Below are 25,412 nucleotides of genomic sequence, written 5' to 3' on the forward strand. Positions count from 1 at the left end.
AAGATACGATTTCTCGTACCTTTTTTCAAGCCGTATGGGTTAGGCGCCGAACACCCGCTGGAACACGGTGTCGACGTGCTTGGTGTGATAGCCGAGGTCGAAAAGGGCCTCGAGGTCGGCGTCGGGCACGATGACCTCGGGGTCTTCCTTGAGGAAGTCGAGGAAGTTGCCTTCGCCGCGCCAGACCTTCATCGCGTTGCGCTGGACGGCGGCGTAGCTGTCCTCGCGCGACTGGCCCAGTTGCGTCAGGGCCAGCAGGACGCGCTGCGAGTGGACCAGGCCGCCCAGCTTATCCAGGTTCTTCTGCATGTTCTCGGGATAGACCAGCAGGCGCTCGATCACGCCCGCCAGGCGGTTCAGGGCGAAGTCGAGGTGGATGGTGGCGTCCGGGCCGATACCGCGCTCGACCGAGGAGTGGCTGATGTCGCGCTCGTGCCATAGGGCGACGTTCTCCATCGCCGGCACGACCGACGAGCGCACCAGACGGGCCAGGCCGGTCAGGTTCTCGGTCAGGATGGGGTTGCGCTTGTGCGGCATGGCCGACGAGCCCTTCTGGCCCTTGTCGAAGAACTCTTCGGCTTCCAGCACCTCGGTGCGTTGCAGGTGGCGGATCTCGACCGCCAGGCGCTCGATCGACGAAGCGACGATGCCGAGGGCGGCGAAGAAGGCGGCGTGGCGGTCGCGCGGGATGACCTGGGTCGAGACCGGCTCGACCTGCAGGCCCATCTTGTCGGCGACGTATTGCTCAACCGCCGGATCGACGTTGGCGAAGGTGCCCACGGCGCCCGAGATGGCGCAGGTGGCGATCTCTTCCTTGGCGGTCTCAAGACGGCGCTTGGCGCGCTGGAACTCTGCGTGATAGCCGGCCAGCTTGAGGCCGAAGGTCACCGGCTCGGCGTGGATGCCGTGCGAACGACCCACGGTCGGGGTGTATTTGTGCTCTTTGGCGCGGGCCTCCAGCGCGGCCAGAACCCGATCGACGCCGGCGATCAGCAGGTCCGACGCGCGCACCAGCTGGACCGAGAAGCAGGTGTCCAGCACGTCGGAAGACGTCATGCCCTGGTGAAGGAAGCGGGCTTCTTCGCCGACGGTTTCCGACACATGGGTCAGGAAGGCGATGACATCGTGCTTGGTGGTGCGCTCGATCTCGTCGATGCGGTCGCTGTCCCAAGCGGCGTTCTCACCCTTGGCCCAGATGGCTTCGGCGGCCTCGGTGGGGATGACGCCCAGCTCGGCCATCTTGGTGGCGGCGTGGGCCTCGATCTCGAACCAGATCTTGTACTTGGTCTCGGAAGACCAGATGGCGACGGCTTCGGGGCGGGAATAACGAATGATCATGGGCCGTGCGTGTCGGTCGAGGGGGCCGTTGAGTCAAGCGCAGCTTGTAGCCTGGCGCGGCGAACTCGGTCTCGCGGCGCTGGCCCCGACCCCGCTCCAGGCCCTATGAAGCCTGACGCATTCGCAAAAGGAGCCACCATGGAACTGATCATCGGTCCCCGCCTGTTCTCGACCTGGTCGCTGCGCCCCTGGCTGGTGTTGAAGCGCTGCACCGGCGACTTCGCCGTGCGCGAACTCGACTTCAACACGGCTGAAGGTCACGCCGAGATGCTGGCCGTCTCGCCGACCGGCCTGGTGCCGGTGTTGCGGGTGGAGGGCGAGACCATCTGGGATTCCATGGCCATCTCGGTCTGGTGCGCAGAGCGGTATCCGCAGGTCAGACTCTGGCCCATTGACGCGCACGCCCGCTGGCTGGCCCGGTCGGCGGCCTGCGAGATGCACGGCGGGTTCTCGGCCCTGCGCACCGCCTGTACGATGAACCCGGGCCATCCTATGGTCGGGCCTGAGCGCAGTCCGCCGCCCGAGGGCGAGGCCGTCGCCGCCGATATCCGGCGTCTGGTCAGCCTGTGGGTCGAGATGCGGACGCGGTTCGGGGCGGGCGGAGACTATCTGTTCGGCGACTGGTCGGTGCCCGACGCCTTCTTCACCCCGGTCGCCGCGCGCATCCGTCATTACCAGATCGACCTGGCCGCCCATGGCGACGCGGACGGCGTGGCCACCGCCTATGTCGCGACCCTGCTGGCCCAGCCGGACTTTCTGGAATGGTCGGAACAGGCGTTGGCGGGCGTGGCTTCGCGTTAACCCGTTCCGCGAACCGAGATTTAAGCGAAACCGCGTTATCTGGAGCTCGGGATCGGACAATCCCGGGAGATCGAAATGTCGGAACAGTCGTCTCAGGTCGTCGCCGTAGAGGCCCCCGGGCAGACCGTGGGCCGCTATGCGTTCGGCCTTCTGATCGCCTGCTGTATCAGCGCCTCACTGATCGCCAGCATTCTCTAGGCCTGAAGGCGCTCAGCGCCCGCCGCTGGTTGCGGTCAGCAGGGCCATGGCAGGGACCAGCGCCGGCTGTGCCTGAGGCGGCGGGGCGACATAATCCAGGCTGACGGGAACCAGACCCGCGCCCGAGGCCACGGCGTCGAGCGTGTTCAGCGGCCCGCCGAACATCCGCTGATAGACCCAATAGGCCGCAACCACCTTTTCCACGTAGTCGCGTGCCTGGGGCACATCGATGGTCTCGATGAGCAACAGCGGGTCCGGGTTGGGGCCCAGGCGACGCAGGGCGTTCAGCATCGGGCCAGGACCGGCGTTGTAGGAGGCCACGGCTCGCAGCAGGTCGCCCTGGAACTCGGGACGGGCCAGCATCCGATTGATGTAGGTCTGACCCAGACGCATGTTCACGCCCGGCTCCAGCAGCTTTTGCGGTTGCGAGACGAAGGTCTGGTCGCCGGTCATCTCGGCGGCCGTGCCGGGCATCACCTGCATCAGCCCATAGGCGCCGACGGCCGAGCGGGCTGCGGGATTGAACGACGTCTCCTTGCGCGCCAGGGCATAGACCAGCGAGCGTTCGACGGTGAAGCCGCCCTCGGGCTGAAGATCGGGCGTGGCGAACCGGCTGGCGTCGATGGTGCGAACGTCGTTGTCGCTGGCCATCACGCGCGGACCCAGGGACCGGGCCAGACCCAGCCACATCCGGCGAGGCGCCTCGCCCGCAGCGGTGCGCAGTCCTGCGGTCAACTCAGTGCGGGATTCCGAGCGGCGTCCAACCTCGTACAGGGCGACCGTGCGCCGCGCCTGGGGATCGCTCTGGATGAAGGCATTCAGCTCGTGGGCGTCGACGCCGCTATCCTCGTGGGCGCCCTGGCCGGGGGCGTAGGCGGTTTGCTGGTAACCGCCGGCCGAATAGGGGCGGGGCCCCTGATTATGGACCACAGCCTCCTCGCCCAGCTGACGCAGGGCGATCTGGCCATAGAAGGTGGCGGGCCACTGGGCGGCCAAGCGCAGATAGGGCTGAACCCGGTCGTTGCGGCCCGACTGGGCGGCGGCCTTGGCGGCCCAGACCCCGGCTCCGGCGCGCACCCAGGGATCCTCGGTCGGATCAGCGGCGACCCGCTCGAACGCCTGGAAGGACCGGGCGAAGTCGTTCATCCGATAGGCGGCCAGAGCGGCTGTCCACCAGTCGCCGATCTGGACGCCGGTCACATAGGCGTTGTTCAGGTCGTCGTGGTTCAGCATGACCCGCGCCGCCTTGGCCGGGTCGTCTTCTGTCGAGCCGCCGCCGGCTGCGACGACGTTCTGCCATGTGCGACCGCCGATCCCGGCGGGACGACGCGGCTCGGGCGCGCCGTCGGGGCGGCGGCGCAGGGCCAGGGTATAGACCCGCTCGGCGCTCGGCAGGCCGGAATAGTCTTCGAGCCAGGCCGCCAGCTCCTCGTAGGTGGCGACGTAGTCGGGATGGAAAAGGCGCTCGAACTCGACCTGGCCCAGCAGGACGCGGTCGTTGGCCTGGCGAGCCGAGGCGCGGGCCAGCTCCAGGTCGCCCCGCCGCAGGGCGTCGAAGGCGGTGGTGTAGCTGAGGCGATCCGCCGAGCTGAGGGTGCGGGGGGCGGTGTCGTCTTCGGCCGAGATTGACGTGGATTCAGCCGAGGCGGCCTCGGCCGTCGATGTCGCCAGCGGCCTCCAGGATTCGGCCTCGCGTGCGAGCGCAGCGCCCGAGATCCCGGACAGGCAGAGCGCCAAAGCGGGCGCGATGAGAGGCGCGAATGGGAGGCGTCGGTTGGAAAGCATCAGGCGGCGGCCCCCTCGTGCAACGCGTCTCCCGTCTCGATTCAGGATCGGCGCGTGTGTCTGCGATCGGTCGTCAATCAAGGACCATGCCAGAAACTGACAGATTCCTCAACGAATTCGCCCATTAGGCGAGGATCGTGGCCGCCCGATGGCCTAACCCGGCGTCTCGTCCACTCGCGCAGCCAGCGACAGCAGGTCAGCCCAGACCTGGCGTTTCGCCTGGGGCTGACGCAGCAGGAAGGCCGGATGCAGGGTCGGCAGAGCGGGGGCCGAGACATCGCCTTCGGCCAGCCGCCAGTCGCGCCACTGGCCCCGCATCTTCATGATCGAGTCCTCGGTCTGGAGCACGCTTCTGGCCGAGGCGGCGCCCAGCAGAAGGACGGCCCTGGGGCGCATGATGGCCATGGCCCGCTCGACGAAGGGGGCGCAAACGGCCTGTTCCGCCGGGGTCGGCGGTCGGTTGCCGGGCGGACGCCAGAAGACGGTGTTGATGATGAAAACCTTGTCCGTCAGACCCGCCGCAGCCAGCATCCGGTCCAGCAGCTTGCCGGTTCGACCGCCGAAGGGCTGGGTCTCGTCCGCGCCGGGGGACTCGCCGATGAGCAGGACGGGGGCGTCGGCCGCACCGCGCCCGAACACCGATTGGCGTGCGCCCATTCCGCGCAGGGCACAGCCTTCGAAAGCCGCCACCGCCGCCGCCAGTTCTTCCAGCGTATTAGCCCCGGCGGCCAGGCGTCGGGCGTCCCCCAGGGCATCGTTCTGGGCGTCGTGGGTCTGCAGCTGGGTGACGGACGCGGTCGCCTTGGCCACCGCCTTCAGGGCCGGCGGCTCGACATAGCTGCGGTCGACGGCGGCCTCGCCATAGCAGGCGTCGACCCCTGCATCGCGCCAGAAGGCGAGCAGGCTCTCGGTCGCGGAGATGTCTATCGGGGAGGCGTTCATGTCGATCCGCACAGGGATAGGCCTTGACCATCCCTCCGTCACCTTCCTAAGCGGAGATAAACCACACGAACGACCGGGATGCACGAGACCATGGCCGAGGATACACGCGAGGGCGGCGCCACGACCGCCCGCCAGGAAGCCATCCTGGACAACCTGCCGCCGCTGGAAGCGCTGCAGGGCGTCGAGCGCGAGATCATGGAATATGACGTGGTCATCGTCGGCGGCGGTCCCGCCGGCCTGTCGGCCGCCATCCGCCTGAAGCAGAAGGCCGAGGCCGAGGGCAAGGAAATCAACGTCGCCGTGCTGGAGAAGTCGGCCGAGGTCGGCGGGCACATCCTGTCGGGCGCCGTCATCGATCCCAAGGCCCTGGCCGAACTCTTCCCCGACTGGAAGGAACGCGGCGCGCCGCTGGAGACCTTGGTCACCCAGGACCGCTTCATGGTGCTGGGCCCGGCAGGCCAGATCAGCCTGCCCATGCCGATGCTGCCGCCGATCATGCACAATGACGGCTGCTACATCGCCTCTCTGGGCAACCTGACCCGCTGGCTGGGCGAACAGGCCGAGGCCATGGGCGTCGAGGTCTATCCCGGCATGGCCGCCAGCCACGTCGTCTGGGAAGAAGAGACGGGCCGGGTCAAAGGCGTCGTCGCCGGCGTGTTCGGCATCGACAAGCACGGCGCCCCGACCGGCGACTTCCAGCCGGGCATCGAGCTGCACGGCAAATACGTCTTCATCGCCGAGGGTGTTCGCGGCTCCCTGGCCAAGACCATCATCGCCCGCCACAAGCTGGCCAAGGATTCCAGCCCGCAGAAATTCGGCATCGGCCTGAAGGAGCTGTGGCAGATCCCGGCCGAGAAGCACCGTCCCGGCCTGGCCCAGCACACCACCGGCTGGCCGCTGGACGAGTTCACCGGCGGGGGCTCGTTCATGTACCACTTCGGCGACAACTACGTGGCCATCGGCTACGTCGTTCACCTGAACTACAAGGACCCGTTCCTGTCGCCGTTCGACGAGTTCCAGCGCTTCAAGCACCACCCCGCCGTCGCCGAGCATCTGGAAGGCGGCACCCGCATTTCCTACGGCGCTCGGGCCATCACCGAGGGCGGCTTCCAGTCGGTGCCGAAACTGGCCTTCCCTGGCGGGGCGCTGATCGGCTGCTCGGCCGGCTTCGTCAACGTGCCCCGGATCAAGGGCAGCCATAACGCCATGAAGACCGGCATGCTGGCCGCCGAGGCCGCCTACGACGCCGTCATGGCCGGCCGCGAGGGCGACGTGCTGGACGCCTATCAGGCGGCCTACGAGAAGAGCTGGGTCTATAAGGAGCTCAAGGCGGTTCGTAACGCCAAGCCCTATCTGTCCAAGTTCGGCACCACCCTGGGCGGGGCGCTCGGCGTCGCCGAGATGTGGCTGACCGGCCTGACCGGCCTGACCACGCCCTGGACGCTGAAGCACACCAAGACCGACGCGGCCTCGACCGAGCCCGCCTCCAAGCACAAGCCGCGCGTCTATCCCAAGCCGGACGGCAAGCTGTCGTTCGACAAGCTGTCGTCGGTCTTCATTTCGAACACCAACCACGCCGAGGAACAGCCGGCTCACCTGAAGCTGCTGGACCCGTCCGTGCCGATCCAGGTTAACCTGCCCAAGTACGGCGAGCCGGCGCGGCTCTACTGCCCGGCGGGCGTCTATGAGGTGGTCTATGCCGACGAGGTGGCGCGGACCGATCCGAAGTTCGTGATCAACGCCCAGAACTGCGTCCACTGCAAAACCTGCGACATCAAGGACCCGTCGCAGAACATCGTCTGGACCACGCCCGAAGGCGGCGGCGGTCCCAACTATCCGAATATGTAGAGACGACAGCCCGGCCGGTTCGCCGGTCGGGCGCTCTTGTTGCTATGACGGGCCGTAAAACGTCGGGGGAATGGCGCGCCCCCTTGCGAGCGGACCTTAAAGTGGTGAGGGTCGTTCCATGTCCATGGTCCGCCTTCGCTCCCGCTTCATGTCCAAAGTCGGTCTCCTGTCCTGCGTGGCCATGGCGGCCTTCGCCTCGCCGCTCGCGGCTCAGGAGGCGACGCCCGAAGACGTGGCTCCCGTGGAACTGGCTCCTGCCGAGGCGCCGCCGGCCGCGACCGCTCCGACGGATGCACCCAAGCCCCCTGCGGTCGTCATTCCTACCCGGCCGCTGGTCACGCCCATTCCCGCCGTCTGGGCGCCATCGCCGCGCGATGCGGAGGGGCGCACGGCTTACGGCCTCTATCTGTCAGGTCGGCTGCTCTCCAGCGGCGCCGCCAGTTTCGAGACTGATGGGGCGCGCGGTTCGGCGCAACTGGCCGAGGTCGTTCGTCTGACGCCAGAACAGCCCCGAGTGCGGGAACAGGCCTTCACCGCCGCCCTGATCGCGGGCGATCTGGATGACGCCGCTCGCCTGGCGCCCACCGGGCCGGGCGTGGCCCCGGTCATCGGCGAGGCCGGTCGTCTGGTGGTCGCCGTCCAGACCTTCGCCCACGGCGACGCGCGCGCCGCCATCGCGCCCCTGAAGGGAAATCCCATCCGACCGCCGCACGGTCGAGCCGCTGTGCTGGTCCAGCCCTGGATCGCCGCCGCCGCCGGCGAATGGGATCTGGCCCTGACGTCGCCGCCCAGCTCCGCCACCGATCTGTTCAGCCTGGTGATCCGGTTCCAGCGGGCTCAACTTCTGGAAATCCACCGCCAGTTCGACGAGGCCGAGGCTGAGTACCGCGCCCTGATCGCTGCGCCTGCGGCCCAGACCCCCTTCCGCATGGGCTATGGCGGTTTCCTGGAACGGCGCGGGCGTCGCGACGAGGCCATCGCCGTCTATGACGCCGTGGTCGCTTCGGGCGTCGACGATGCGGTTGTCGAAACGGCGAAGACCCGCGCTGCGGCCGGTCGCACCCCGCCCAAGGTCGCCACCTTCCAGGAGGGCGCCGCCGCCGCCCTTACCCTGGCCTCGGCGGTGACTGCGACCGACTCGCCCGAGTTCGCCGCCGTCTATCTGCGTCTCGCCCTCAGCGTCCTGCCCAGCGACACCACGCGCCTGCTGCTGGGTTCGACCCTGGCCCAGGCCAAGCTGGAGGCGCAGGGACGCGGCGTGCTGGAACAGGTGTCGATGGCCGATCCCGGCGATTACGCCGCCGCGCGCGTCCAGATCGCCGCCAGCCTGGGACGTCAGAACCGCGACGACGAAGCTCTGGCCGAGTTCAGGAAGGCCATGGCCGCGACGCCCGACGACGCGCGCGTGGCCTATTTCCTGGCCGCCCAACTGGTGCAGATGAGCCGCTACGAGGAAGCCCTTCAGGTCCTGAACAGCCCCGTCCTGAACACCGCCGAACAGTCGCCGGAGGTGCGGTTCATGCGCGGCGCCGCCTATGAATCCCTGAAACAGGTTCCCGAGGCGGAGGCCGAGCTGTGGGCCGCCCTGCAGGCGCGTCCCGATGAACCCGCCTTCCTCAACTACCTGGGCTATCTCTGGGTCGACAGCGGCACGCGAGTGGCCGAGGGCGCGGCCATGATCGCGCGCGCCCACGCCGCCGATCCCGACGACGGCAATATCCAGGACAGCCTTGGTTGGGCCCAGTATCGCCAGGGCCAGTACGAGACCGCCGTCTCGACGCTGGAACAGGCCGTGAGCGCCGAGCCGGCGAACGCCGAGATCAACGACCACCTGGGCGACGCCTACTGGCAGGTCGGGCGTCGCCGCGAGGCGGGCTTCCAGTGGAACCGGGTCCTGACGCTGGACCCGGACGCCGAACGCCGCAGCGCGGTCGAGGACAAGATCGCCAATGGTCTGGCGGCCCAGGTTCCGGTCGCCGCCCTGACGGATGACGACGCCCCGCAGCAGGGTGGCGAGCTCTGACGACCGTGCTGTCCGGCCTGGCTCCGGCCAAGATCAACCTGTTCCTGCACGTCGGCGCGGTGGCGGCCGACGGCTATCATCCCCTATGCGGCGTCGTCGCCTTCGCCGACGTGGGCGACCGCGTCAGCGTCGAGCGCGCCGATGGCTTGTCTCTGACGGTCGTCGGCCCGTTCGCGGCCGGGCTGAACGGTCCAGGCAATCTGATTCTGACGGCCCTGAGGGCGCTGGGTGAAGCGGCCGGCATCGGCGAGCCGGGCCTAAGGGTCACATTGGACAAGCAGCTTCCGGTCGCCGCCGGTCTGGGCGGCGGGTCGTCCGATGCGGCGACGGCCCTGCGTCTGGCCGTGGCCGTCCTGGGGCTCGACATGGATGAAGACCGGCTGGAGGCCATCGCCACGGTCGCCGGGGCCGACGCGCCTATGTGCGTGCGAGCGCGGCCCGCCTGGAGCGAGGGCAGGGGGGATATCCTGACGCCGACGCCATCCCTCCCGCCGCTCTACGCCGTCCTGGCCAATCCCGGCGCGCCGTCATCGACCGGGGCTGTCTATCGCGCCTATGACGCCGGCCCCGCAGCAAGCGTCGAACGCCCCGCCGAGCCCGCCGACTGGCTGGCAGGAACGGTGATCGACTGGCTGGCCGAACAGCGCAACGATCTTCAGGCGCCCGCCGTCGCCCAGACCCCTGCGATCGGGCTGGCTCTGTCGGAAATGGCGGCGATTTCCGGCGTGCGTCTGACGCGGATGTCGGGATCGGGAGCGACGGTGTTCGGCCTGTTCGACAGCGCCGATGCGGCGAGATCGGCCGCCGAACGGCTGAAATCCGATCATGGCGATTGGTGGGTCAAGGCAACCGTTCTGGGCCATCCCTTGGCGGCGAACGCGCTTTAAGGCGCTGACGCGGCGTCCATGAGGCGTCGCCCCGCAATGGCCCCGAGATGGTCTTTGCGAGAACCGTGTTCCGCACTGATTACACATCCATATGGAACCTGAGCGCAGGGCTGGGCTTTTCTCTGCCCAGTAACACCGCGTTACCGATCGTGATCGCTCTCCGTGATCGCTCCTCAAAAAAGTGATCGCGCTCTTCAGCGGTCGTTTCCTTCGAAAGGACACTCCCCATGATCCGCACACGCCTTCTGACCGCTACCGCCGCCGTCGCCCTGTTCGCCGGCTCCGCCGCCTTCGCTCAGGACGTTCCTGCCGCCGAGGCTCCCATGGCCGAAGCGCCCGCAGCCGAGGCCGCGCCTGCCGCGGAAGCCGCGGCCCAGGTCGCCGCGACCCCGGCTCAGGCAAATACTGTCGTCGATGTCCTGAAATCCAACGGCCAGTTCACGACCTTGCTGGCCGCGCTGGACGCCGCGCAGCTGACCGACACCCTGAAGGGCGCCAGCGCCATCTCGATCTTCGCTCCGACCGACGCGGCCTTTGCTGCCCTGCCCGAGGCTGATCGCACCCGTCTGATGGACCCGGCCAACGTCAACGAGCTGCGCCAGGTCCTGCTGTACCATGTCATCGTGGCCGACGTGAACTCGAGCCAGATCGAAGGCTCGAAGGGCGGCGTGAAGACTGCGGCTGAGACCGAAATCCAGCTGGACGGCACCGGCGACGCGATCAAGGCCGATGACGCCACGGTTCTGACCGCCGACATCGACGCTTCCAACGGCGCCGTCTTCGCCATCGACAAGGTGCTGAATCCCGCCGCATCCCAGGTCGCCGCCGGTGACGCCGCCGAGGCCATGCCGGCCGAAGCCGCCCCCGCTGAAGCCATGCCGGCCGAAGCTGCACCCATGGCCGCTCCGATGACGGAAACCGCGCCCGAGGCTGCAGCCCCCGCTGAGTCGCCCGCCATGACCCCGCCGGTCGCGCCGACGGAATCGACCACGGCCCCGATGGCCGAGGACGGCGCCATGGCTCCGGCCGCGCCTGAGGCGCCCGCCACCGACGCCACCCCGGCCGAGGAAGCGGCTCCGATGGAAGAGGCTGCTCCGGTGACCGCGCCCTCGGGTGAGCCGGCCGCCGCCGTGACCACCACGGCCTCGCCCCCGGTCGCCAACCCGACCGATGGCCAGACTGACGATATGGCGACCGACGAGACGGACGCTGTCGAACCCCAGTAAGATGGGCGGCAAGGCGCAAAGCCTGACTGCATCAGGTTGAGTTGCGAGGCGGCGGGCTCTAGGGTCCGCCGCCTTTCGTTTGCCTCCCGCAAAGACCGACATTGTCCAGCACCACGACCGATCCCCTGTCCTTCCAGGACCTGATCCTGACGCTCCAGAAATACTGGGGCGACCAGGGCTGCGCCCTGTTGCAGCCCTATGACATCGAGGTGGGGGCGGGGACGCTGCACCCGGCGACGGTGTTGCGCGCGCTGGGCTCCAAGCCGTGGAAGGCCGCCTACGTCCAGCCCAGCCGCCGCCCCGGCGACGGCCGCTATGGCGAGAACCCCAACCGGCTGCAGCATTATTACCAGTTTCAGGTTCTGCTGAAGCCCAACCCGGATAACCTTCAGGAGCTATATCTCGGCTCGCTGGCGGCCATCGGCATCGACCCGAAGCTGCACGACATCCGCTTTGTCGAGGACGACTGGGAAAACCCCACGGTGGGCGCCTGGGGTCTGGGCTGGGAGGTCTGGTGCGACGGTATGGAGGTGACGCAGTTCACCTATTTCCAGGGCGTCGGCGGCATCGAGGTCGACGTGGTCTCGGGCGAGCTGACCTATGGGCTGGAGCGCCTGGCCATGTATGTCCAGGGCGTCGACAACGTCTATGACCTGAAGTTCAACAAGGACGGTCTGACCTATGGCGAGGTCTTCCTCGAGAACGAGCGCCAGCAGTCCGAGGCCAATTTCCACGGCTATGACGTCGAGGGGCTGAAGCGCCGCTTCGAGGACATGGAGAGCGAGAGCCGCCGCCTGCTGGCCATGACGGGTCCGCAGGGTCAGCCTCTGGTCCTGCCCGCCTATGATCAGGTGCTGAAGGTCTCGCACCTGTTCAACCTGATGGACGCCCGCGGCGCCATCGCCGTCGCCGAACGCCAGAGCTACATCGGCCGGATACGGGACCTGTGTAAGGCCTGCGCCCTGGCTTACGTCGAACAGGAAAGGGCGGAGGCGTGATCGATCACTTCCGCTCATCCCGGCGAAAGCCGGGACCCAGTTCTTTTATCAGGCACGATGCGCGGGACTGCGGTCAGCGCGAAGCCGGTCGCTTTGGGTCGCCCAAAGCACTGGGTCCCGGCTTTCGCCGGGATGAGCGGATTTAATTTGAGACTCTGATGCCCCAACTTCTCCTCGAACTCTTCTCCGAAGAAATCCCCGCGCGCATGCAGCAGGGCGCCGCGCGCGACCTGGAGCGCATGGCCTCCGAGCGGCTGAAGGCTGCGGGCCTGACCTGGGACGCGCTGACGACCTATGCCGGGCCGCGCCGCCTGACCCTGGTGATCGAAGGCCTGCCCACGGCCACGCCCGACCGTTCCGAGGAACTGAAGGGTCCGCGCGCCAATGCGCCCGAACAGGCTCTGGAAGGCTTCCTCAGAAAGACCGGCCTGACGAAGGATCAACTGACCGAGCGGGACGGCGTCTTCTTCGCCGTCATCGACCAGCCGGGCCGCGCCACCGCCGGCATCGTCGCCGAGACGGTGGACGCCATCGTCCGCGCCTTCCCCTGGCCCAAGTCGATGCGCTGGGGCTCTGGCACCCTGCGCTGGATCCGCCCGCTGAAGCGGATCGTCGCCATCTTCGACGGCAAGGTCGTGCCGTTCGAGATCGACGGCATCGCGTCGGACGCCATCACCGAGGGCCACCGCTTCCTCGGCAAGGGTCAGCCTATCGTCGTCAACGACTTCGCCGATTATCGGCGCAAGCTGGAGGCCGACTACGTCCTGCTCGACGTCGCCGACCGCAAGCTGAAGATCCTCGAAGCCGCCAAGGCCGTCACCGCCGCCAAGGGGCTGGCCCTGGTCGATGACGACGGCCTGCTGGAAGAGGTCGCCGGTCTGGCCGAATGGCCGACGCCGATCCTGGGCGACATGGACCCGCAGTTCCTCAGCCTGCCGCCCGAGGTGGTCCGGCTGTCAATGAAGGTCCACCAGAAGTATTTCGCGGTGCGCGATCCGGCCAAGGAAGGCTTGGCGCCCCACTTCGTCGTCGTCGCCAACGTCGAGGCCTCGGACGGCGGCAAGGCCCTGGCTGCGGGTAACTCCAAGGTCCTGTCGGCCCGCCTGAACGACGCCCGCTTCTTCTGGGACGAGGACCAAAAGGTCGGCTTCGACGCCTGGAACGCCAAGCTGTCCGGCGTCACCTTCCACGCCAAGCTGGGCACCCTGGCCGAGCGGGTCGACCGCATCGCCGCCCTGGCCCGCGAGATCGCGCCTCTGGTCGGCGCCGACGCCGATCAGGCCGAGCGCGCCGCCCGTCTGTCCAAGGCCGATCTGGCCTCGGGCATGGTCAGCGAGTTCCCCGAGCTTCAGGGCGTCATGGGCGGTTACTACGCCCGCGCCTTCGGCGAGCCCGACGCCGTCGCCGACGCCGTGCGCGACCACTACAAGCCGCAGGGTCCGGCGGACTCGGTCCCGACCGCGCCGCTGACGGTGGCGGTGGCCCTGGCCGACAAGCTGGATACCTTGGTCGGCTTCTTCGCCATCGACGAAAAGCCCACGGGGTCGAAGGACCCGTTCGCTCTGCGGCGCGCGGCGCTGGGCGTGATCCGGCTGGTGTTGGATAATCGCCTGCGTCTCGGTATGAGCGCGGTTTTGGTGACATCGATCAAAACTCTGATCGGTCAATATTACCCCATCTTGAATAGCATCACCGACTACGTGCTGGATCTCAGTGCAGGTCCGGTTGCGGTCGATGTCGCAAGGAAAGTGCCCTACGCTGGTTATTTCCCCAGAGAGACGAGCTTTGATGACCTAGCAGCGCTCTATGAAGATGCTGATCCGGACGTTGGCCTAGATGTCGAGTCGATCAAGGCTACCGACATTTACGCACGCATGCTGATTTTCTGCAGTTTCGCTTTCGAGCAACATCGTAAAGTTGGTGATGGTCTATTGAACGAGTACGCAAGTGCTCTTGGTATTGGCCTCTCGAAGAACGTCGAAGCTTTCATGGCTGGGATCCTGGGAGCCGAAGCTCAAGCACTTCGAACCTTCTTCGCCGACCGTCTGAAGGTCCTCCTGCGCGATCAGGGCAAGCGGCATGATCTCGTGGACGCGGTCTTCGCCCTCGGCGACGACGACCTCGTGCGCATCGTGCGCAGGGTCGAGGCGCTGGACGCCTTCCTGGCTACCGACGACGGGGCCAACCTGCTGGCGGGCTACAAGCGGGCCTCCAACATCCTCAAGGCGGAGGCCAAGAAGGGCGAGGTGCCGACCGGCATGGTCCAGACCGGCCTGCCCAACCAGCCCGAGGCGGAGACCGCGCTCGCCTTCGCCGCCGCCGCCGCCGCGACCGCCGTGGATGCCGCGTTGGAGACCGAGGATTTCGCCGCCGCCATGACGGCGCTCGCTGGCTTGCGCAGCCCCGTGGACGCCTTCTTCACCGATGTGCTGGTCAACTCCGACGTGGCGGCAGAGCGCGACAACCGCCTGAAACTTCTGGGCCAGGTCCGCGACGTCATGGGCAAGGTCGCCGACTTCGGACAGGTGGCGGGGTAGCCACACCCCGCCCCACGGGCGCAAAATCCGGGTTACTTGCGGCCAAGCTGAGACCGTGACGCAAGCGGGGCGTTGGAGTGCGATCCTAGAGAGGACGCTTCCATGGCCAATTCGAAAAACGACGCCACGCCCGGCAATGGTGGAGAGACCCACCAGACTGCATCCACGCCCGAGACCCGGCTAACGACCAACCACGGCGTCCCGATCAGCGACAATCAGAACACCCTCTCGGCCGGTCCTAGAGGGCCGCACCTGCTGGAAGACTTTGTTCTCCGCGAAAAGATCCAGCATTTCGACCACGAGCGGATCCCTGAGCGGATCGTTCACGCGCGCGGCTCGGCGGCCCACGGCGTCTTCGAACTGACCGAGAGCCTGGCCGACTACACAACCGCCAAGATCCTGACCGAGGTCGGCAAGCAGACTGAGCTGTTCACCCGCTTCTCGACCGTGGCGGGCGGCGCGGGCTCGGTGGATACGCCGCGCGACGTGCGAGGCTTTGCGGTGAAATTCTACACTGTCGAGGGCAACTGGGACCTGGTCGGCAACAACATCCCCGTCTTCTTCATCCAGGACGCCATTAAGTTTCCGGACCTCATTCACTCGGTGAAGATGGAGGCCGACCGCGGCTATCCGCAGGCAGCGTCGGCTCACGACACCTTCTGGGACTTCGTCGGCCTGATGCCCGAGACCAGCCACATGATCATGTGGGCCATGAGCGACCGGGGCATCCCACGCTCCTTGCGGATGATCGAGGGATTTGGCGTCCACAGCTTCCGCCTGATTAACGCCAGGGGCGAAGCGACCTTCGTGAAATTCCATTGGCGGCCGCGCCTGGGGGCTCAGTCGACCCTGTGGGACGAGGCGGTCAAGATCGCCGGCGCGGACCCGGACTTCCATCGCCGCGACCTCTATGAGGCCATCGACAAGGGCGACTTCCCGGAATGGGATCTGGCGGTGCAACTGCTGACCCAGGAAGAGGCCGACGCCCTGCCGTTCGACATCCTGGACGCCACCAAGCTGATCCCCGAGGAGCTGCATCCGCTGAAGGTCATCGGCAAGATGACCCTGAACCGGAACCCGGATAACTTCTTCGCCGAGACCGAGCAGGTCGCCTTCCTGCCGACCAACGTGCCGCCGGGGATCGACTTTTCGGAGGACCCTCTGCTGCAGGGTCGGCTCTTCTCCTATCAGGACACCCAGCTGTCACGTCTGGGGACGGTGAATTTCCACCAGATCCCGATCAACCAGGCCAAGGGCTGCCCCTTCCAGAATATGCAGCGCGACGGCCATATGCAGATGGCCGTGCCCAAGGGCCGCGCCAACTATGAGCCCAACAGTCTGGCCAAGGCCGGGGAGGAGGGCGGTCCGCGCGAGGACCCCAAGGGCGGCTTCCGCAGCTTTGCGGCGCCGGTCGAAGGCGCCAAGGTTCGGATCCGGGCCGATACCTTCGCCGACCACTATAGTCAGGCGAGGCTGTTCTTCCGCAGTCAGACCGAGATCGAACAGGCGCATCTGGCCAGCGCAATCGTGTTCGAGCTGTCGAAGGTGACGCTGGATCACGTCCGAGACCGGGTTATGGGCAACCTTCAGAACATCGACGCCGATCTGGCCAAACGGGTCGCCGCCGGGCTGAACGTCAAACTGCCGGCCGCCAATCCTGCCGCCAGCAAGCCCTATGACATGGACGCCTCGCCTGCGCTGAGCATCGTCGGCAAATATCCGGACACCCTGAAGGGCCGTGTGGTGGGCATCCTCGTCAGCGACGGCGCCGACGGGGCGGTGATCGATGCGGTCCGGGCCGCGGCGGAGGGCGCCGGCGCCTCGGTCAAGATCGTGGCCCCCAAGATCGGCGGGGTGACCCTGAAAGGCGGCAAGAAGCTGGCCGCCGACGGGCAGCTGGCCGGGACGCCTTCGGTGCTGTTCGACGCCGTGGCCATTGTCCTGTCTGAGGCGGGGTGCGCCGACCTCCTGAAGGAGAGCGCGGCGGTCGATTTCGCCGCTTTCGCCTTCGTCCACCTGAAGGCCATCGGCTTTACCCCCGAGGCCCAACCCCTGCTGGACAAGGCCAATGTCGAGCCGGACGCGGGTGTGGTGGACCTGTCCAAGGGCGCCAAGGCCTGGTTGGCGCCGGCCTCGACCCGTCAGTGGGACCGTGAGCCGGGCGTGCGCGACCTCGCATAAGGAGCGTTTCGGCATGACACAGACCGGGCGGGCGGCCTTCCGACAGGAGATGCCGTCGCCCGCTTCGACAGTAATATTCCTCACGCTTTGTAACAGCCCGGTCTCGCCTTCGCGCTTGCAGCACGGTAGTCAGGCCGGACTCGGCTCGGACCGTGACGGCATAAGACGACCAAGGGGCTTTCGATGACTCAGTGGGTGTACGGTTTCGGCGGCGGTTCGGCCGACGGCGATGCTTCGATGAAGAATCTTCTCGGCGGCAAGGGCGCGAACCTGGCCGAGATGTCGTCGCTGGGCTTGCCCGTGCCGCCCGGCTTCACCATCACGACCGAAGCCTGCGTCCACTATTATTCCAACAGCCAGCAGTATCCTGACGGCCTGCGCGAACAGGTCGCCGCCGGCCTGGCCAAGGTCGAGGGCATCGTCGGCAAGACATTCGGCGACGCCGCCAACCCCCTGCTGGTCAGCGTCCGGTCCGGCGCCCGCGCCTCCATGCCCGGCATGATGGACACGGTGCTGAACCTGGGCCTGAACGACCAGACCGTCGAGGGCCTGGCCAAGCTGTCGGGCGATCGCCGCTTCGCCTTCGATTCCTATCGTCGCTTCATCACCATGTATTCCAGCGTCGTCCTGGGCCTGAGCCATGACGACTTCGAGGAAGTGCTGGACGATCACAAGGATCGGCTGGGCGTCTCGGTCGATACCGACCTGACCGCCGCCGACTGGGAAAAGGTCGTCGCCGAATACAAGGCCGTGGTCGAGCGCGAGCTGGGTCAGCCCTTCCCGCAGGACCCGCATGAACAGCTGTGGGGCGCCGCGTCCGCCGTCTTCGCCAGCTGGATGAACGACCGGGCGAAATTCTATCGCCGCATGCACGACATCCCCGAAAGCTGGGGCACCGCCGTCAACATCCAGTCCATGGTGTTCGGCAATATGGGCGAGACCTCGGCGACGGGCGTGGCCTTCACCCGCAACCCTTCGACCGGCGAGGCGCGCCTGTACGGGGAGTTCCTGATCAATGCGCAGGGTGAGGACGTCGTCGCGGGCATCCGCACGCCCCAGTCGCTGACCAAGGTCGGCCGCGAGGAGATGGGCGAGACCGCCCCCTCGATGGAAGAGGCCATGCCGGTGGTGTTCGCCGAGTTCGTCGATGTCGTCGGCAAGCTGGAAAGCCACTACCGCGACATGCAGGACATCGAGTTCACGGTCGAACAGGGCCGGCTTTGGATGCTGCAGACCCGCAACGGCAAGCGCACCGCGAAGTCGGCGCTGAAGGTCGCCGTTGACCTGGCCGCCGAGGGCGTCATCACCCAGGAAGAGGCCATCAGCCGGGTCGAACCCGCCGCCCTTGATCAGCTTCTGCACCCGACCCTGGACCCCAAGGCCGAGCGCAAGGTCGTGGCCTCGGGCCTGCCGGCCTCGCCCGGCGCGGCGACCGGCAAGATCGTGTTCGACGCCGACGAGGCCGAGCGCCTGGCCCAGCTGGGCGACGCGGTCATCCTGGTGCGTGAGGAGACCTCGCCTGAGGACATCCACGGCATGCACGCGGCGCGCGGCATCGTCACGGCGCGCGGCGGCATGACCAGCCATGCGGCCGTGGTGGCGCGCGGCATGGGGCGGCCTTGCGTCTGCGGCATCAACGCCCTGTCGATCGACGAGGCGGCCGGGACCTTCACCGCCCATGGCCGCACCTTCAAGGCGGGCGAGATCATCACCATCGACGGCTCCAAGGGCGAGGTGCTGGACGGCGCCGTGGCCATGATCGAGCCCGAGCTGACCGGCGACTTCCAGACACTGATGGGCTGGGCCGACGCCGTGCGCCGCTTGAAGGTCCGCGCCAATGCCGAGACCCCGCTGGACGCCCGCACCGCGCGCGGCTTCGGCGCCGAGGGCATCGGCCTGTGCCGCACCGAGCACATGTTCTTTGACGAGGCCCGCATCGCCGCCGTGCGCGAGATGATCCTGTCGGACGACGAGAAGGGCCGCCGCGTCGCCCTGGCCAAGATCGCCCCGTTCCAGAAGTCGGACTTCGTCGAGCTGTTCACCATCATGGCCGGCCTGCCGGTCACGATCCGCCTGCTGGACCCGCCGCTGCACGAGTTCATCCCCCATACGGAAGAGGACATCGACGCCCTGGCCGCCTCGTCCGGCCTGGACGCCGCCAAGCTGAAGCGCCGCGCCAAGGAACTGCACGAGACCAACCCGATGCTGGGTCACCGGGGCGCGCGTCTGGGCGTGGCCTACCCCGAGATCTACGAGATGCAGGTCCGCGCGGTTCTGGAAGCCGCCATCGAGGTCAAACAGGCCTCTGGCGCCGCCCCCATCCCCGAGATCATGCATCCCCTGGTCGCCATGGGTCTGGAGATGAAGTTCCTGCGCGAACTGACCGACCGCACCGCCAAGGCCGTCTTCGCCGATGCGGGCGACAGCGTCGAATATCTGGTCGGCACCATGATCGAACTGCCGCGCGCCGCTCTGCGGGCCGCCGACCTGGCCGAACACGCCGAGTTCTTCTCGTTCGGCACCAACGACCTGACCCAGACCACCTTCGGCATCTCCAGAGACGACTCGGGCCGGTTCCTGCAGGCCTATATGGACAAGGGCATCTTCGAGACCGACCCCTTCGTCCGCCTGGACCAGGACGGCGTGGGCGACCTGATCCGCATCGCCAAGGAGCGCGGCTCTGCGGCGCGTCCGGGCATCAAGACCGGCATCTGCGGCGAACACGGCGGCGACCCCTCGTCGATCGCCTTCTGCGAAGAGGTCGGCCTGGATTACGTGTCCTGCTCGCCCTACCGCGTGCCGATCGCCCGGCTGGCCGCCGCACAGGCTGCGCTAGTCACGCGCGGCGGCGAGGCTAGAGAAAAAGATCGGTAATCCTTCGCCGCACAATAGCCATGGATAAGCAAACGCCGTTCTGTTCCCGACAGAACGGCGTCTGTGTTTCTGATGCCACGCTTTTGGTCATGTATTCGTCACGCCTTGGAACGGCCTTGGCCCCTACCTATTTGAACACTCGCTGGATGGGGCAGGCGACGTAACCGTCGTCAACATCTAGGAGTATAAGAAACAATGCGTAACATTCTTCTCGCAACCGCCGCTCTCTCAGTATTCGCCGTTCCTGCGATGGCTCAGACCATGCAATCGCCGACCTACTACGGCACGCTCGGCTACACCCAGCTGGACGGCTCGCAAGGCGACCTGGGCGCCGTGACCGGCCGCTTCGGCGCCAAGTTCACGCCCTACCTCGGCGCAGAGGCTGAAGCCTCGTTTGGCGTCAAGGACGATGACTTCAGCATCGGCGGCGTCGACGGCAAGGTGAAGCATGAGTACGACGCCGCCATCTATGGCGTCGCCACCCTGCCGGTCTCGCCCAACTTCGACCTGTTCGCTCGCGTCGGTTACGGCACCACCGAGATCAAGGCCAAGGCCGCCGGCGTCAGCGCCAGCGAAGATGGCGAAAGCGTCAACTACGGCGCCGGCGCCAACTACTACTTCGACGCCCAGAACGGCGTCCGCGCCGACTGGACGCGCCGCGACTTCCGTTCGGACGGTGGCGAAGCCGACGTCTATTCGGTCAACTACGTCCGCCGCTTCTAGTTCGAAGCCATCGGCAAAGAGAAAGGCGCGCTCCGAGAGGGGCGCGCCTTTTTCATGTTCGGGATCTGCCTGAGCTGAGCGTCAGCCGGGTTCGGCGATCAGGGCCCAGCGCTGGGAGCCTTCCCCAAAGGGCCGGGCGAACCACTGGCTGTAGCGGTTGAACGCCTCGACCACGGCGTCGCGCAGGTCGTGGGTCACGGCCTCGCCGCGCTGCCGCTTCAGGGCGGCGACACAGTCGATGACGACATTCTGATGCGCCGAGCCGCCAAGCGACTTCAGCACCAGGGCCACGTCACGCGCGATCGCTTCCAGAAATGAAAGTGGCGAGGATGACGGGTTCTGGGTCTTGGCCATCGGGCAATTCGCCTCTTGGATGCAAGGACTGGGAAAGAGGGCTTATTCGCGCAGGCGGGCCGGCGGTGCAAGCGTGGCCGCTGGCTTGGCAATAGATTGTTTGTGATGACCCTGGCGGACCTGTCGCGGAATTAAGCTGACAAACCCCCGCCGGACGGATTGTCTGCGAACAAACGAGGGGGAATCTCATGCAAGAATTCGATCCGGCGGCGGCGACGGCGCAATGGCTGGCGACCTTGTCGCCCGAGGATACGGCCCGCGCCGTGGCCTATACCCAGGGCGGCCACTGGTTGATCCTGTGGAGCTTCGCGGTGTCGATCCTGGTGGCCTGGATACTGATCCGCACCGGCCTTCTGGTCCGTGTGCGCGAGGCGGTGGAGCGCAAGAAGGGTCGGCCGGTCCTGGCCTCTTTCGTGGTCGGGCTGGTCTATCTGGCGGTCAGCTGGCTGCTGACCCTGCCCTGGTCGATCTATGAGTCCTGGTATCGCGAGGGGCAGTACGGCCTGACCGATCAGCCCTTCGTCGGCTGGCTGACCGAAGGCCTGATGTCGGCCGCCATCTCGACCGTCTTCACCGCCCTGCTGCTGGTCGGTATCTATGCTCTGATCCGCCGGGCGCGCGCCCTGTGGTGGGCCTGGGCGGCGGGTCTGACGGCGGTCTTCATCGTCATCGGCCTGATCGTCTCGCCGATCCTGATCGAGCCCCTGTTCAACACCTATACCCCGGCGCCGGACGGCGAGGTGCGCGACGCCGTCGTCGCCCTGGCCGAGAAGACCGGCACGCCGTCGGACAAGATCTACATCTATGACGGCTCGCGTCAGTCCGACCGCTACACCGCCAATGTGTCGGGCCTGTTCGGCACGGCTCGCGTGGCCATGAGCGACGTGATGTTCACCAAGGGCGCCGACCTGGCCGAGGTGCGCGGCGTCGTGGGTCACGAGATGGGCCACTATGTCCGGGCCCACGTCCTGTGGATGGTGGGGATCATGGTCCTGCTGACCGCAGTAGGCTTCTTCCTGACCGACCGCCTCTATCCGGTGGCCCACAGGTTGCTGGGCGCCAAAGGCGTCGGCGACATCCGCGATCCAGCCGGCCTGCCGGTCCTGGGCGCCGTTCTGGCGGTGCTGGGACTACTGGCCACGCCGATCAGCGCGACCATGATCCGCACCATCGAGGCCGACGCCGACCACTTCTCGCTGGTTCACGCCAATGAGCCGGACGGTCTGTCCAAGGCCCTGATCAAGACCGCCGAATACCGGGCGCCGTCACCCTCGGCGATCGAGGAGTTCTTCTTCTACGACCACCCCAGCGTCGAGAACCGCATTCGCCGGGCCATGGAATGGAAGGCGACCCATCCGGCGACGAAGGATTCTGAGGTCAGTCCGCCCGCTTCCTGACGAAGACGGTGCCGGCCGAATAGCCCGCGCCGAACGAGCAGATCAGGCCGGTTTCGCCAGGCGCGAAGCCGGCCTGCTTCAGGTGGAAGGCGATGATCGAGCCGGCCGACGAGGTGTTGGCGTAGTCGTCCAGAATGATGACGTTCTCTTCCGGCTCTGGCTCGCGACCCAGAACCTTGCGGCCGATATACTGGTTCATGTTGATGTTGGCCTGGTGCAGCCACATCCGCTTCAGGCCGTGCGGGTCGAGGCCCAGTTCGGCGGCATGGTCGATGATCATCTCCGACACCATCGGCACCACGTCCTTGAAGACCTTGCGGCCCTGCTGGATGAACAGCTTGTCGCGGTGGCCGATCCCCTCGGGGGCCGCGTTGTTCAAAAAGCCGTAGTTGTTGCGGATATTGTTGGAGAAATCCGTTTTCAGCCGCGTGCCCAGGATGTCCCAGCCGCCAGGGGCAGCCTGTTCCTCGGCCTCGATGATCACGGCGGTGCAGACGTCGCCGAAGATGAAGTGGCTGTCGCGGTCGCGGAAGTTCAGGTGGGCTGAGCAGACCTCGGGGTTGACCATCAGGACGGCCTTGACCGAGCCGCCGCCGATGAAGTCCGCCGCCGTCTTGATGCCGAAGGTCGCCGAGGAACAGGCCACGTTCATGTCGAAGGCGAAGCCGCCGATGCCCAGAGCCTGCTGCACCTCGATGGCCAGGGCCGGATAGGGGCGGGGCATGTTGGACGCGGCGCACAGGACGGCGCCGATTTCCGAGACCGGCTTGCCCCAGGCGGCGATGGCCTGACGTGCGGCGGCGACGGCCATCTCGGCCATGACGGAAAGCTCTTCGTTAGGACGTTCGGCGATGTTGGGGGCCATCCGCCTGGGATCCAGCACGCCCGCCTTGTCCAGCACGAACCGGCTCTTGATGCCCGAGGCCTTTTCGATGAACTCGACCGAGGACGGGGTCAGGGCGGCGACGTCGCCTTCCTGGATTTCGTTGGCGTGATCCGCGTTCCACTGGGCGGCCCAGGTGTTGTAGGCCTCGACCAGCTCGGCGTTGGAGATCGACTGTTCGGGGGTGAACAGGCCGGTGGCGGCGATAACGGACTTGGTCACGGTCTAGACTTCCCTGGCGCGGCCTGCGGAGCCTCGCTTGCTTGCGGGGTCCGTTCTCTTTGAGAACCCCGTCAATACGATGGCGGAGGCGTCCGGTCGAGACTGGCCTGAATCCCGCGCCACCAGCGGCGGATCCGGCCGCGCGGCGCCGGCGCCAGCGGCATGTCGCGCGCCGCGATCAGGGCCTCGACCAGATCCTCGGCCTCGCAGGGCCACCCGTTCGGCGCGACATAGAGGGGATAGGCGATCAGCGCAGCGTGGGTCAGATCGTCCAGAGTGGCTGCGCGTGTTCGACGCGGGAAGGGGCCCGTCCGGTCGTCGGTCAGCCCCCATCCGGCATAAAAGGGCCGACCGTATGTGGTCACAGCCTTGCCCCGCATCAGGGCCTCGAACCCCGACAGGGAGGTCAGGGTCGCCAGGCGGTCGCAGGCGTTCAGACAGTCGATTATGTCGAGATCGTCCGCGACCGCATCCACCGCCGCCATGGCCCCGGCGTCCAGCTTGCCGGGCCGGTTGCCCGCCATGACGTCGGGATGGTTGCGATAGATCAGGAAGGCGTTCGGGAAGTCGCGCCGCGCCGCCTCGACCAAGCCCGAGTTGGTGCGGATGTCGGTGCAGCCGAGCGCAATGGACTTGTCGTTCTCGACCTGGCCGACGACCAGCAGCCGCTCGCGGTCGGTCGGCCAGGCGGGCGGCGCCTCGCCCTTCAGATTGTATTTCGACAGGCCGGCCTCGACGATGCGAGCGCGCAGACGGGCCGCGCGCGCCAGGGCGGCGTCGTCCAGATCGCCCATCTCGATCAGGGCCTCCAGGCGGCTGGGCCGGGTCGCATCGTAATAGACGCCCAGATCGTCCAGCGCGACCGACAGGGCGCCGTGGAAGTCCGATCCTAGGCCGCGCGAGCGGATGAAGCCGTCCTCGATCCGCACGGTGCGACCGTCGAACCCGGCGGCGGCCTGACGCGTGGCCTCGCTCTCCTTGCCTGCCCACCAGGTCAGGCGACCGCCTGTGCGGCGCGCATCGCGCACGGCGGCCTTGGGCGACATGAAATAGCGCAAGCGCGCCTTGGGCGAGTTCAGCAGTCGACGGATCGGCGGGCGTTTGGCCGGGGCGAACCCGACCGCCGACCACGGCCCCGCCAGCCGTTCGGCGCGGTCGCGCAGGGCCGACAGACGCGCGACCGCCTCTTCGGCCTCGCAACGCTGACCCGTCACCGGATCGACATAGCGGCTGTAGGCGATCAGGGCGGCGGCGGCGACCTGTTCCAGGGTGCACGCCTGGCCGCGTCGGCCTGTGTCCACGGCGTCGCTGGTCAGGCCCCAGCCGGAATAGAAGGGGGCGCCGAAACAGCGGACGGGTAGACCCCGCAGCAGGGCCTCAAACCCCAGGCCGGAGGTGACGACATAGACCGCGTCCACCGCGTCCAGCAGGTCGGCGGCGCGCACGTCGGTGTCGATCAAGGTGACGCCGCTCAGGTCGGCCTGGGCGATACAGCCCGACTTGCGTCCGGCGGCGACGGCGGGGTGGCGCTTGACGATCAACTGCGCGTTCGGCTCGTCGGTACGCGCCGCCGCGATCATGTCGGCAAAGGCGGTCGGCCCGGCCATGCCAAAGCCGATGGAGGCGTCGCCCAGTGTCTGGTCCACGATCAGGACGCGGCGGCCGGGTTTCAGGATCGAGGCGTCCAGCGCCACGCCCATATTGGTCTTGGACAGGCGCGCCGCGACGATCTGTTCGATCAGGGCGCGGGCGCGAGCCGTCATGGCGGCGTCGCACCAGTCAGGCGCAGACTGGATCAACTGTTCCAGCCGCGAGGGCCGGGTCGCATCATAATAGACCCCGACCTCGTCCACAGTCAGGCTCAGCGAGGTCGCGCCCGCCTCGCCCAGGCCAACGGAGCGCAGAAACCCGTCCTCCAGCGCCACATAGGGCAGGCCGCGTTTGGCGGCGAGCCGACGCCCCGCCTTGGCCGACGGCTTCATGCCCCAGCCGATGACGGCCTTGATGTCCGGGCCGGGCAGGGCGCGCAGGTCGTATTCGGGCAGCAGGCCGGCCAGATGCGGGACCTTCAGCACGCCGGGCGCGCAGACCCAGGCGGGTATCGGAGGCTCATCTGGATGCGAATGCGGCAAGCGGATCGGTCTTCGTTGGATGATGTCCGTGTCTAGGGCCAGATGCGCGGGTCTGGAACACCT

General features: G+C 67.2%; 18 protein-coding genes. 12 read left to right on the plus strand and 6 right to left on the minus strand.

Features of this window, described 5'->3' with window-relative positions:
• Window positions 1-39: 39 nt before the first annotated feature.
• The gene (gene purB / locus ACO05L_RS05380; RefSeq protein ID WP_421731144.1) at window positions 40-1,338 is read right to left on the minus strand and encodes an adenylosuccinate lyase; all 1,299 of its coding nucleotides are present in this window, start codon (window positions 1,336-1,338) and stop codon (window positions 40-42) included.
• A 138-nt stretch (window positions 1,339-1,476) separates the two neighbouring features.
• On the opposite strand from purB, the gene ACO05L_RS05385 reads away from it, so the two are divergent.
• A complete protein-coding gene (locus ACO05L_RS05385) occupies window positions 1,477-2,139 on the plus strand; it encodes a glutathione S-transferase (RefSeq protein WP_421731145.1) in 663 nt (220 codons plus the stop codon).
• A 75-nt stretch (window positions 2,140-2,214) separates the two neighbouring features.
• A complete protein-coding gene (locus ACO05L_RS05390; RefSeq protein WP_421731146.1) occupies window positions 2,215-2,337 on the plus strand; it encodes a hypothetical protein in 123 nt (40 codons plus the stop codon).
• Between the two features lie 12 nt (window positions 2,338-2,349).
• On the opposite strand, the gene ACO05L_RS05395 is transcribed toward ACO05L_RS05390, so the two are convergent.
• Together ACO05L_RS05395 and ACO05L_RS05400 are read right to left on the minus strand one after the other, a co-directional pair.
• Window positions 2,350-4,122 carry a lytic transglycosylase domain-containing protein gene (locus ACO05L_RS05395; protein WP_421731147.1) on the minus strand — a complete coding sequence of 591 codons (1,773 nt, stop codon included), beginning with the start codon at window positions 4,120-4,122 and terminating at the stop codon, window positions 2,350-2,352.
• A gap of 153 nt (window positions 4,123-4,275) precedes the next feature.
• A complete protein-coding gene (locus tag ACO05L_RS05400; RefSeq protein ID WP_421731148.1) occupies window positions 4,276-5,064 on the minus strand; it encodes a uracil-DNA glycosylase in 789 nt (262 codons plus the stop codon).
• Window positions 5,065-5,259: 195 nt separating this feature from the next.
• Between ACO05L_RS05400 and ACO05L_RS05405 the strand changes: the two genes are divergently transcribed.
• The 9 genes from ACO05L_RS05405 to ACO05L_RS05445 all read left to right on the plus strand — a co-directional run bounded on the left by ACO05L_RS05405 (window position 5,260) and on the right by ACO05L_RS05445 (window position 20,361).
• The gene (locus tag ACO05L_RS05405) at window positions 5,260-6,912 is read left to right on the plus strand and encodes an electron transfer flavoprotein-ubiquinone oxidoreductase (protein ID WP_421731636.1); all 1,653 of its coding nucleotides are present in this window, start codon (window positions 5,260-5,262) and stop codon (window positions 6,910-6,912) included.
• A 148-nt stretch (window positions 6,913-7,060) separates the two neighbouring features.
• Window positions 7,061-8,935, plus strand: coding sequence for a tetratricopeptide repeat protein (locus tag ACO05L_RS05410; RefSeq protein ID WP_421731149.1), 1,875 nt, complete (start codon window positions 7,061-7,063; stop codon window positions 8,933-8,935).
• A gap of 5 nt (window positions 8,936-8,940) precedes the next feature.
• A complete protein-coding gene (locus ACO05L_RS05415; protein ID WP_421731150.1) occupies window positions 8,941-9,822 on the plus strand; it encodes a 4-(cytidine 5'-diphospho)-2-C-methyl-D-erythritol kinase in 882 nt (293 codons plus the stop codon).
• 227 nt (window positions 9,823-10,049) lie between these two features.
• A complete protein-coding gene (locus ACO05L_RS05420; protein WP_421731151.1) occupies window positions 10,050-11,048 on the plus strand; it encodes a fasciclin domain-containing protein in 999 nt (332 codons plus the stop codon).
• A gap of 101 nt (window positions 11,049-11,149) precedes the next feature.
• A complete protein-coding gene (locus tag ACO05L_RS05425; RefSeq protein WP_421731152.1) occupies window positions 11,150-12,046 on the plus strand; it encodes a glycine--tRNA ligase subunit alpha in 897 nt (298 codons plus the stop codon).
• 158 nt (window positions 12,047-12,204) lie between these two features.
• Window positions 12,205-14,583 carry a glycine--tRNA ligase subunit beta gene (glyS, locus tag ACO05L_RS05430; protein WP_421731153.1) on the plus strand — a complete coding sequence of 793 codons (2,379 nt, stop codon included), beginning with the start codon at window positions 12,205-12,207 and terminating at the stop codon, window positions 14,581-14,583.
• Between the two features lie 102 nt (window positions 14,584-14,685).
• A complete protein-coding gene (locus ACO05L_RS05435) occupies window positions 14,686-16,764 on the plus strand; it encodes a catalase (protein ID WP_421731154.1) in 2,079 nt (692 codons plus the stop codon).
• Between the two features lie 183 nt (window positions 16,765-16,947).
• Complete coding sequence (gene ppdK / locus ACO05L_RS05440) at window positions 16,948-19,638, plus strand: pyruvate, phosphate dikinase (protein WP_421731155.1); 2,691 nt, start codon at window positions 16,948-16,950, stop codon at window positions 19,636-19,638.
• Window positions 19,639-19,833: 195 nt separating this feature from the next.
• Entirely contained in the window at window positions 19,834-20,361 is a 528-nt protein-coding gene (locus ACO05L_RS05445) for a porin family protein (protein WP_421731156.1), read from the plus strand.
• Between the two features lie 81 nt (window positions 20,362-20,442).
• On the opposite strand, the gene ACO05L_RS05450 is transcribed toward ACO05L_RS05445, so the two are convergent.
• Window positions 20,443-20,715 (minus strand): hypothetical protein, encoded by a 273-nt coding sequence (locus ACO05L_RS05450; protein WP_421731157.1) that lies wholly within the window; start codon window positions 20,713-20,715, stop codon window positions 20,443-20,445.
• A gap of 188 nt (window positions 20,716-20,903) precedes the next feature.
• Here ACO05L_RS05450 and ACO05L_RS05455 point away from each other — a divergent pair, with 188 nt between their 5' ends.
• Complete coding sequence (locus ACO05L_RS05455) at window positions 20,904-22,112, plus strand: M48 family metallopeptidase (protein WP_421731158.1); 1,209 nt, start codon at window positions 20,904-20,906, stop codon at window positions 22,110-22,112.
• On the opposite strand, the gene ACO05L_RS05460 is transcribed toward ACO05L_RS05455, so the two are convergent.
• On the minus strand, window positions 22,093-23,217 hold the full coding sequence (locus tag ACO05L_RS05460) for a beta-ketoacyl-ACP synthase III (protein ID WP_421731159.1): 1,125 nt from the start codon (window positions 23,215-23,217) through the stop codon (window positions 22,093-22,095). The two genes, ACO05L_RS05455 and ACO05L_RS05460, sit on opposite strands and share 20 nt — an antisense overlap.
• A 71-nt stretch (window positions 23,218-23,288) precedes the next feature.
• Window positions 23,289-25,292 (minus strand): capsular polysaccharide biosynthesis protein, encoded by a 2,004-nt coding sequence (locus ACO05L_RS05465; RefSeq protein ID WP_421731160.1) that lies wholly within the window; start codon window positions 25,290-25,292, stop codon window positions 23,289-23,291.
• Window positions 25,293-25,412 lie beyond the last annotated feature (120 nt).

Source organism: Brevundimonas sp., assembly GCF_965227765.1.
Lineage (GTDB): Bacteria > Pseudomonadota > Alphaproteobacteria > Caulobacterales > Caulobacteraceae > Brevundimonas.

What these genes read in the sequence shown, in the direction of transcription:
- ACO05L_RS05455 (WP_421731158.1), top strand. Translation starts at nt 20,904, where the DNA reads ATGCAAGAATTCGATCCGGCGGCGGCGACGGCGCAATGGCTGGCGACC.
- purB (WP_421731144.1), bottom strand. Translation starts at nt 1,338, where the DNA reads ATGATCATTCGTTATTCCCGCCCCGAAGCCGTCGCCATCTGGTCTTCC.
- ACO05L_RS05395 (WP_421731147.1), bottom strand. Translation starts at nt 4,122, where the DNA reads ATGCTTTCCAACCGACGCCTCCCATTCGCGCCTCTCATCGCGCCCGCT.
- ACO05L_RS05445 (WP_421731156.1), top strand. Translation starts at nt 19,834, where the DNA reads ATGCGTAACATTCTTCTCGCAACCGCCGCTCTCTCAGTATTCGCCGTT.
- ppdK (WP_421731155.1), top strand. Translation starts at nt 16,948, where the DNA reads ATGACTCAGTGGGTGTACGGTTTCGGCGGCGGTTCGGCCGACGGCGAT.
- ACO05L_RS05450 (WP_421731157.1), bottom strand. Translation starts at nt 20,715, where the DNA reads ATGGCCAAGACCCAGAACCCGTCATCCTCGCCACTTTCATTTCTGGAA.
- ACO05L_RS05405 (WP_421731636.1), top strand. Translation starts at nt 5,260, where the DNA reads ATGGAATATGACGTGGTCATCGTCGGCGGCGGTCCCGCCGGCCTGTCG.
- ACO05L_RS05420 (WP_421731151.1), top strand. Translation starts at nt 10,050, where the DNA reads ATGATCCGCACACGCCTTCTGACCGCTACCGCCGCCGTCGCCCTGTTC.
- ACO05L_RS05435 (WP_421731154.1), top strand. Translation starts at nt 14,686, where the DNA reads ATGGCCAATTCGAAAAACGACGCCACGCCCGGCAATGGTGGAGAGACC.
- ACO05L_RS05385 (WP_421731145.1), top strand. Translation starts at nt 1,477, where the DNA reads ATGGAACTGATCATCGGTCCCCGCCTGTTCTCGACCTGGTCGCTGCGC.
- ACO05L_RS05400 (WP_421731148.1), bottom strand. Translation starts at nt 5,064, where the DNA reads ATGAACGCCTCCCCGATAGACATCTCCGCGACCGAGAGCCTGCTCGCC.
- ACO05L_RS05410 (WP_421731149.1), top strand. Translation starts at nt 7,061, where the DNA reads ATGTCCAAAGTCGGTCTCCTGTCCTGCGTGGCCATGGCGGCCTTCGCC.
- glyS (WP_421731153.1), top strand. Translation starts at nt 12,205, where the DNA reads ATGCCCCAACTTCTCCTCGAACTCTTCTCCGAAGAAATCCCCGCGCGC.
- ACO05L_RS05390 (WP_421731146.1), top strand. Translation starts at nt 2,215, where the DNA reads ATGTCGGAACAGTCGTCTCAGGTCGTCGCCGTAGAGGCCCCCGGGCAG.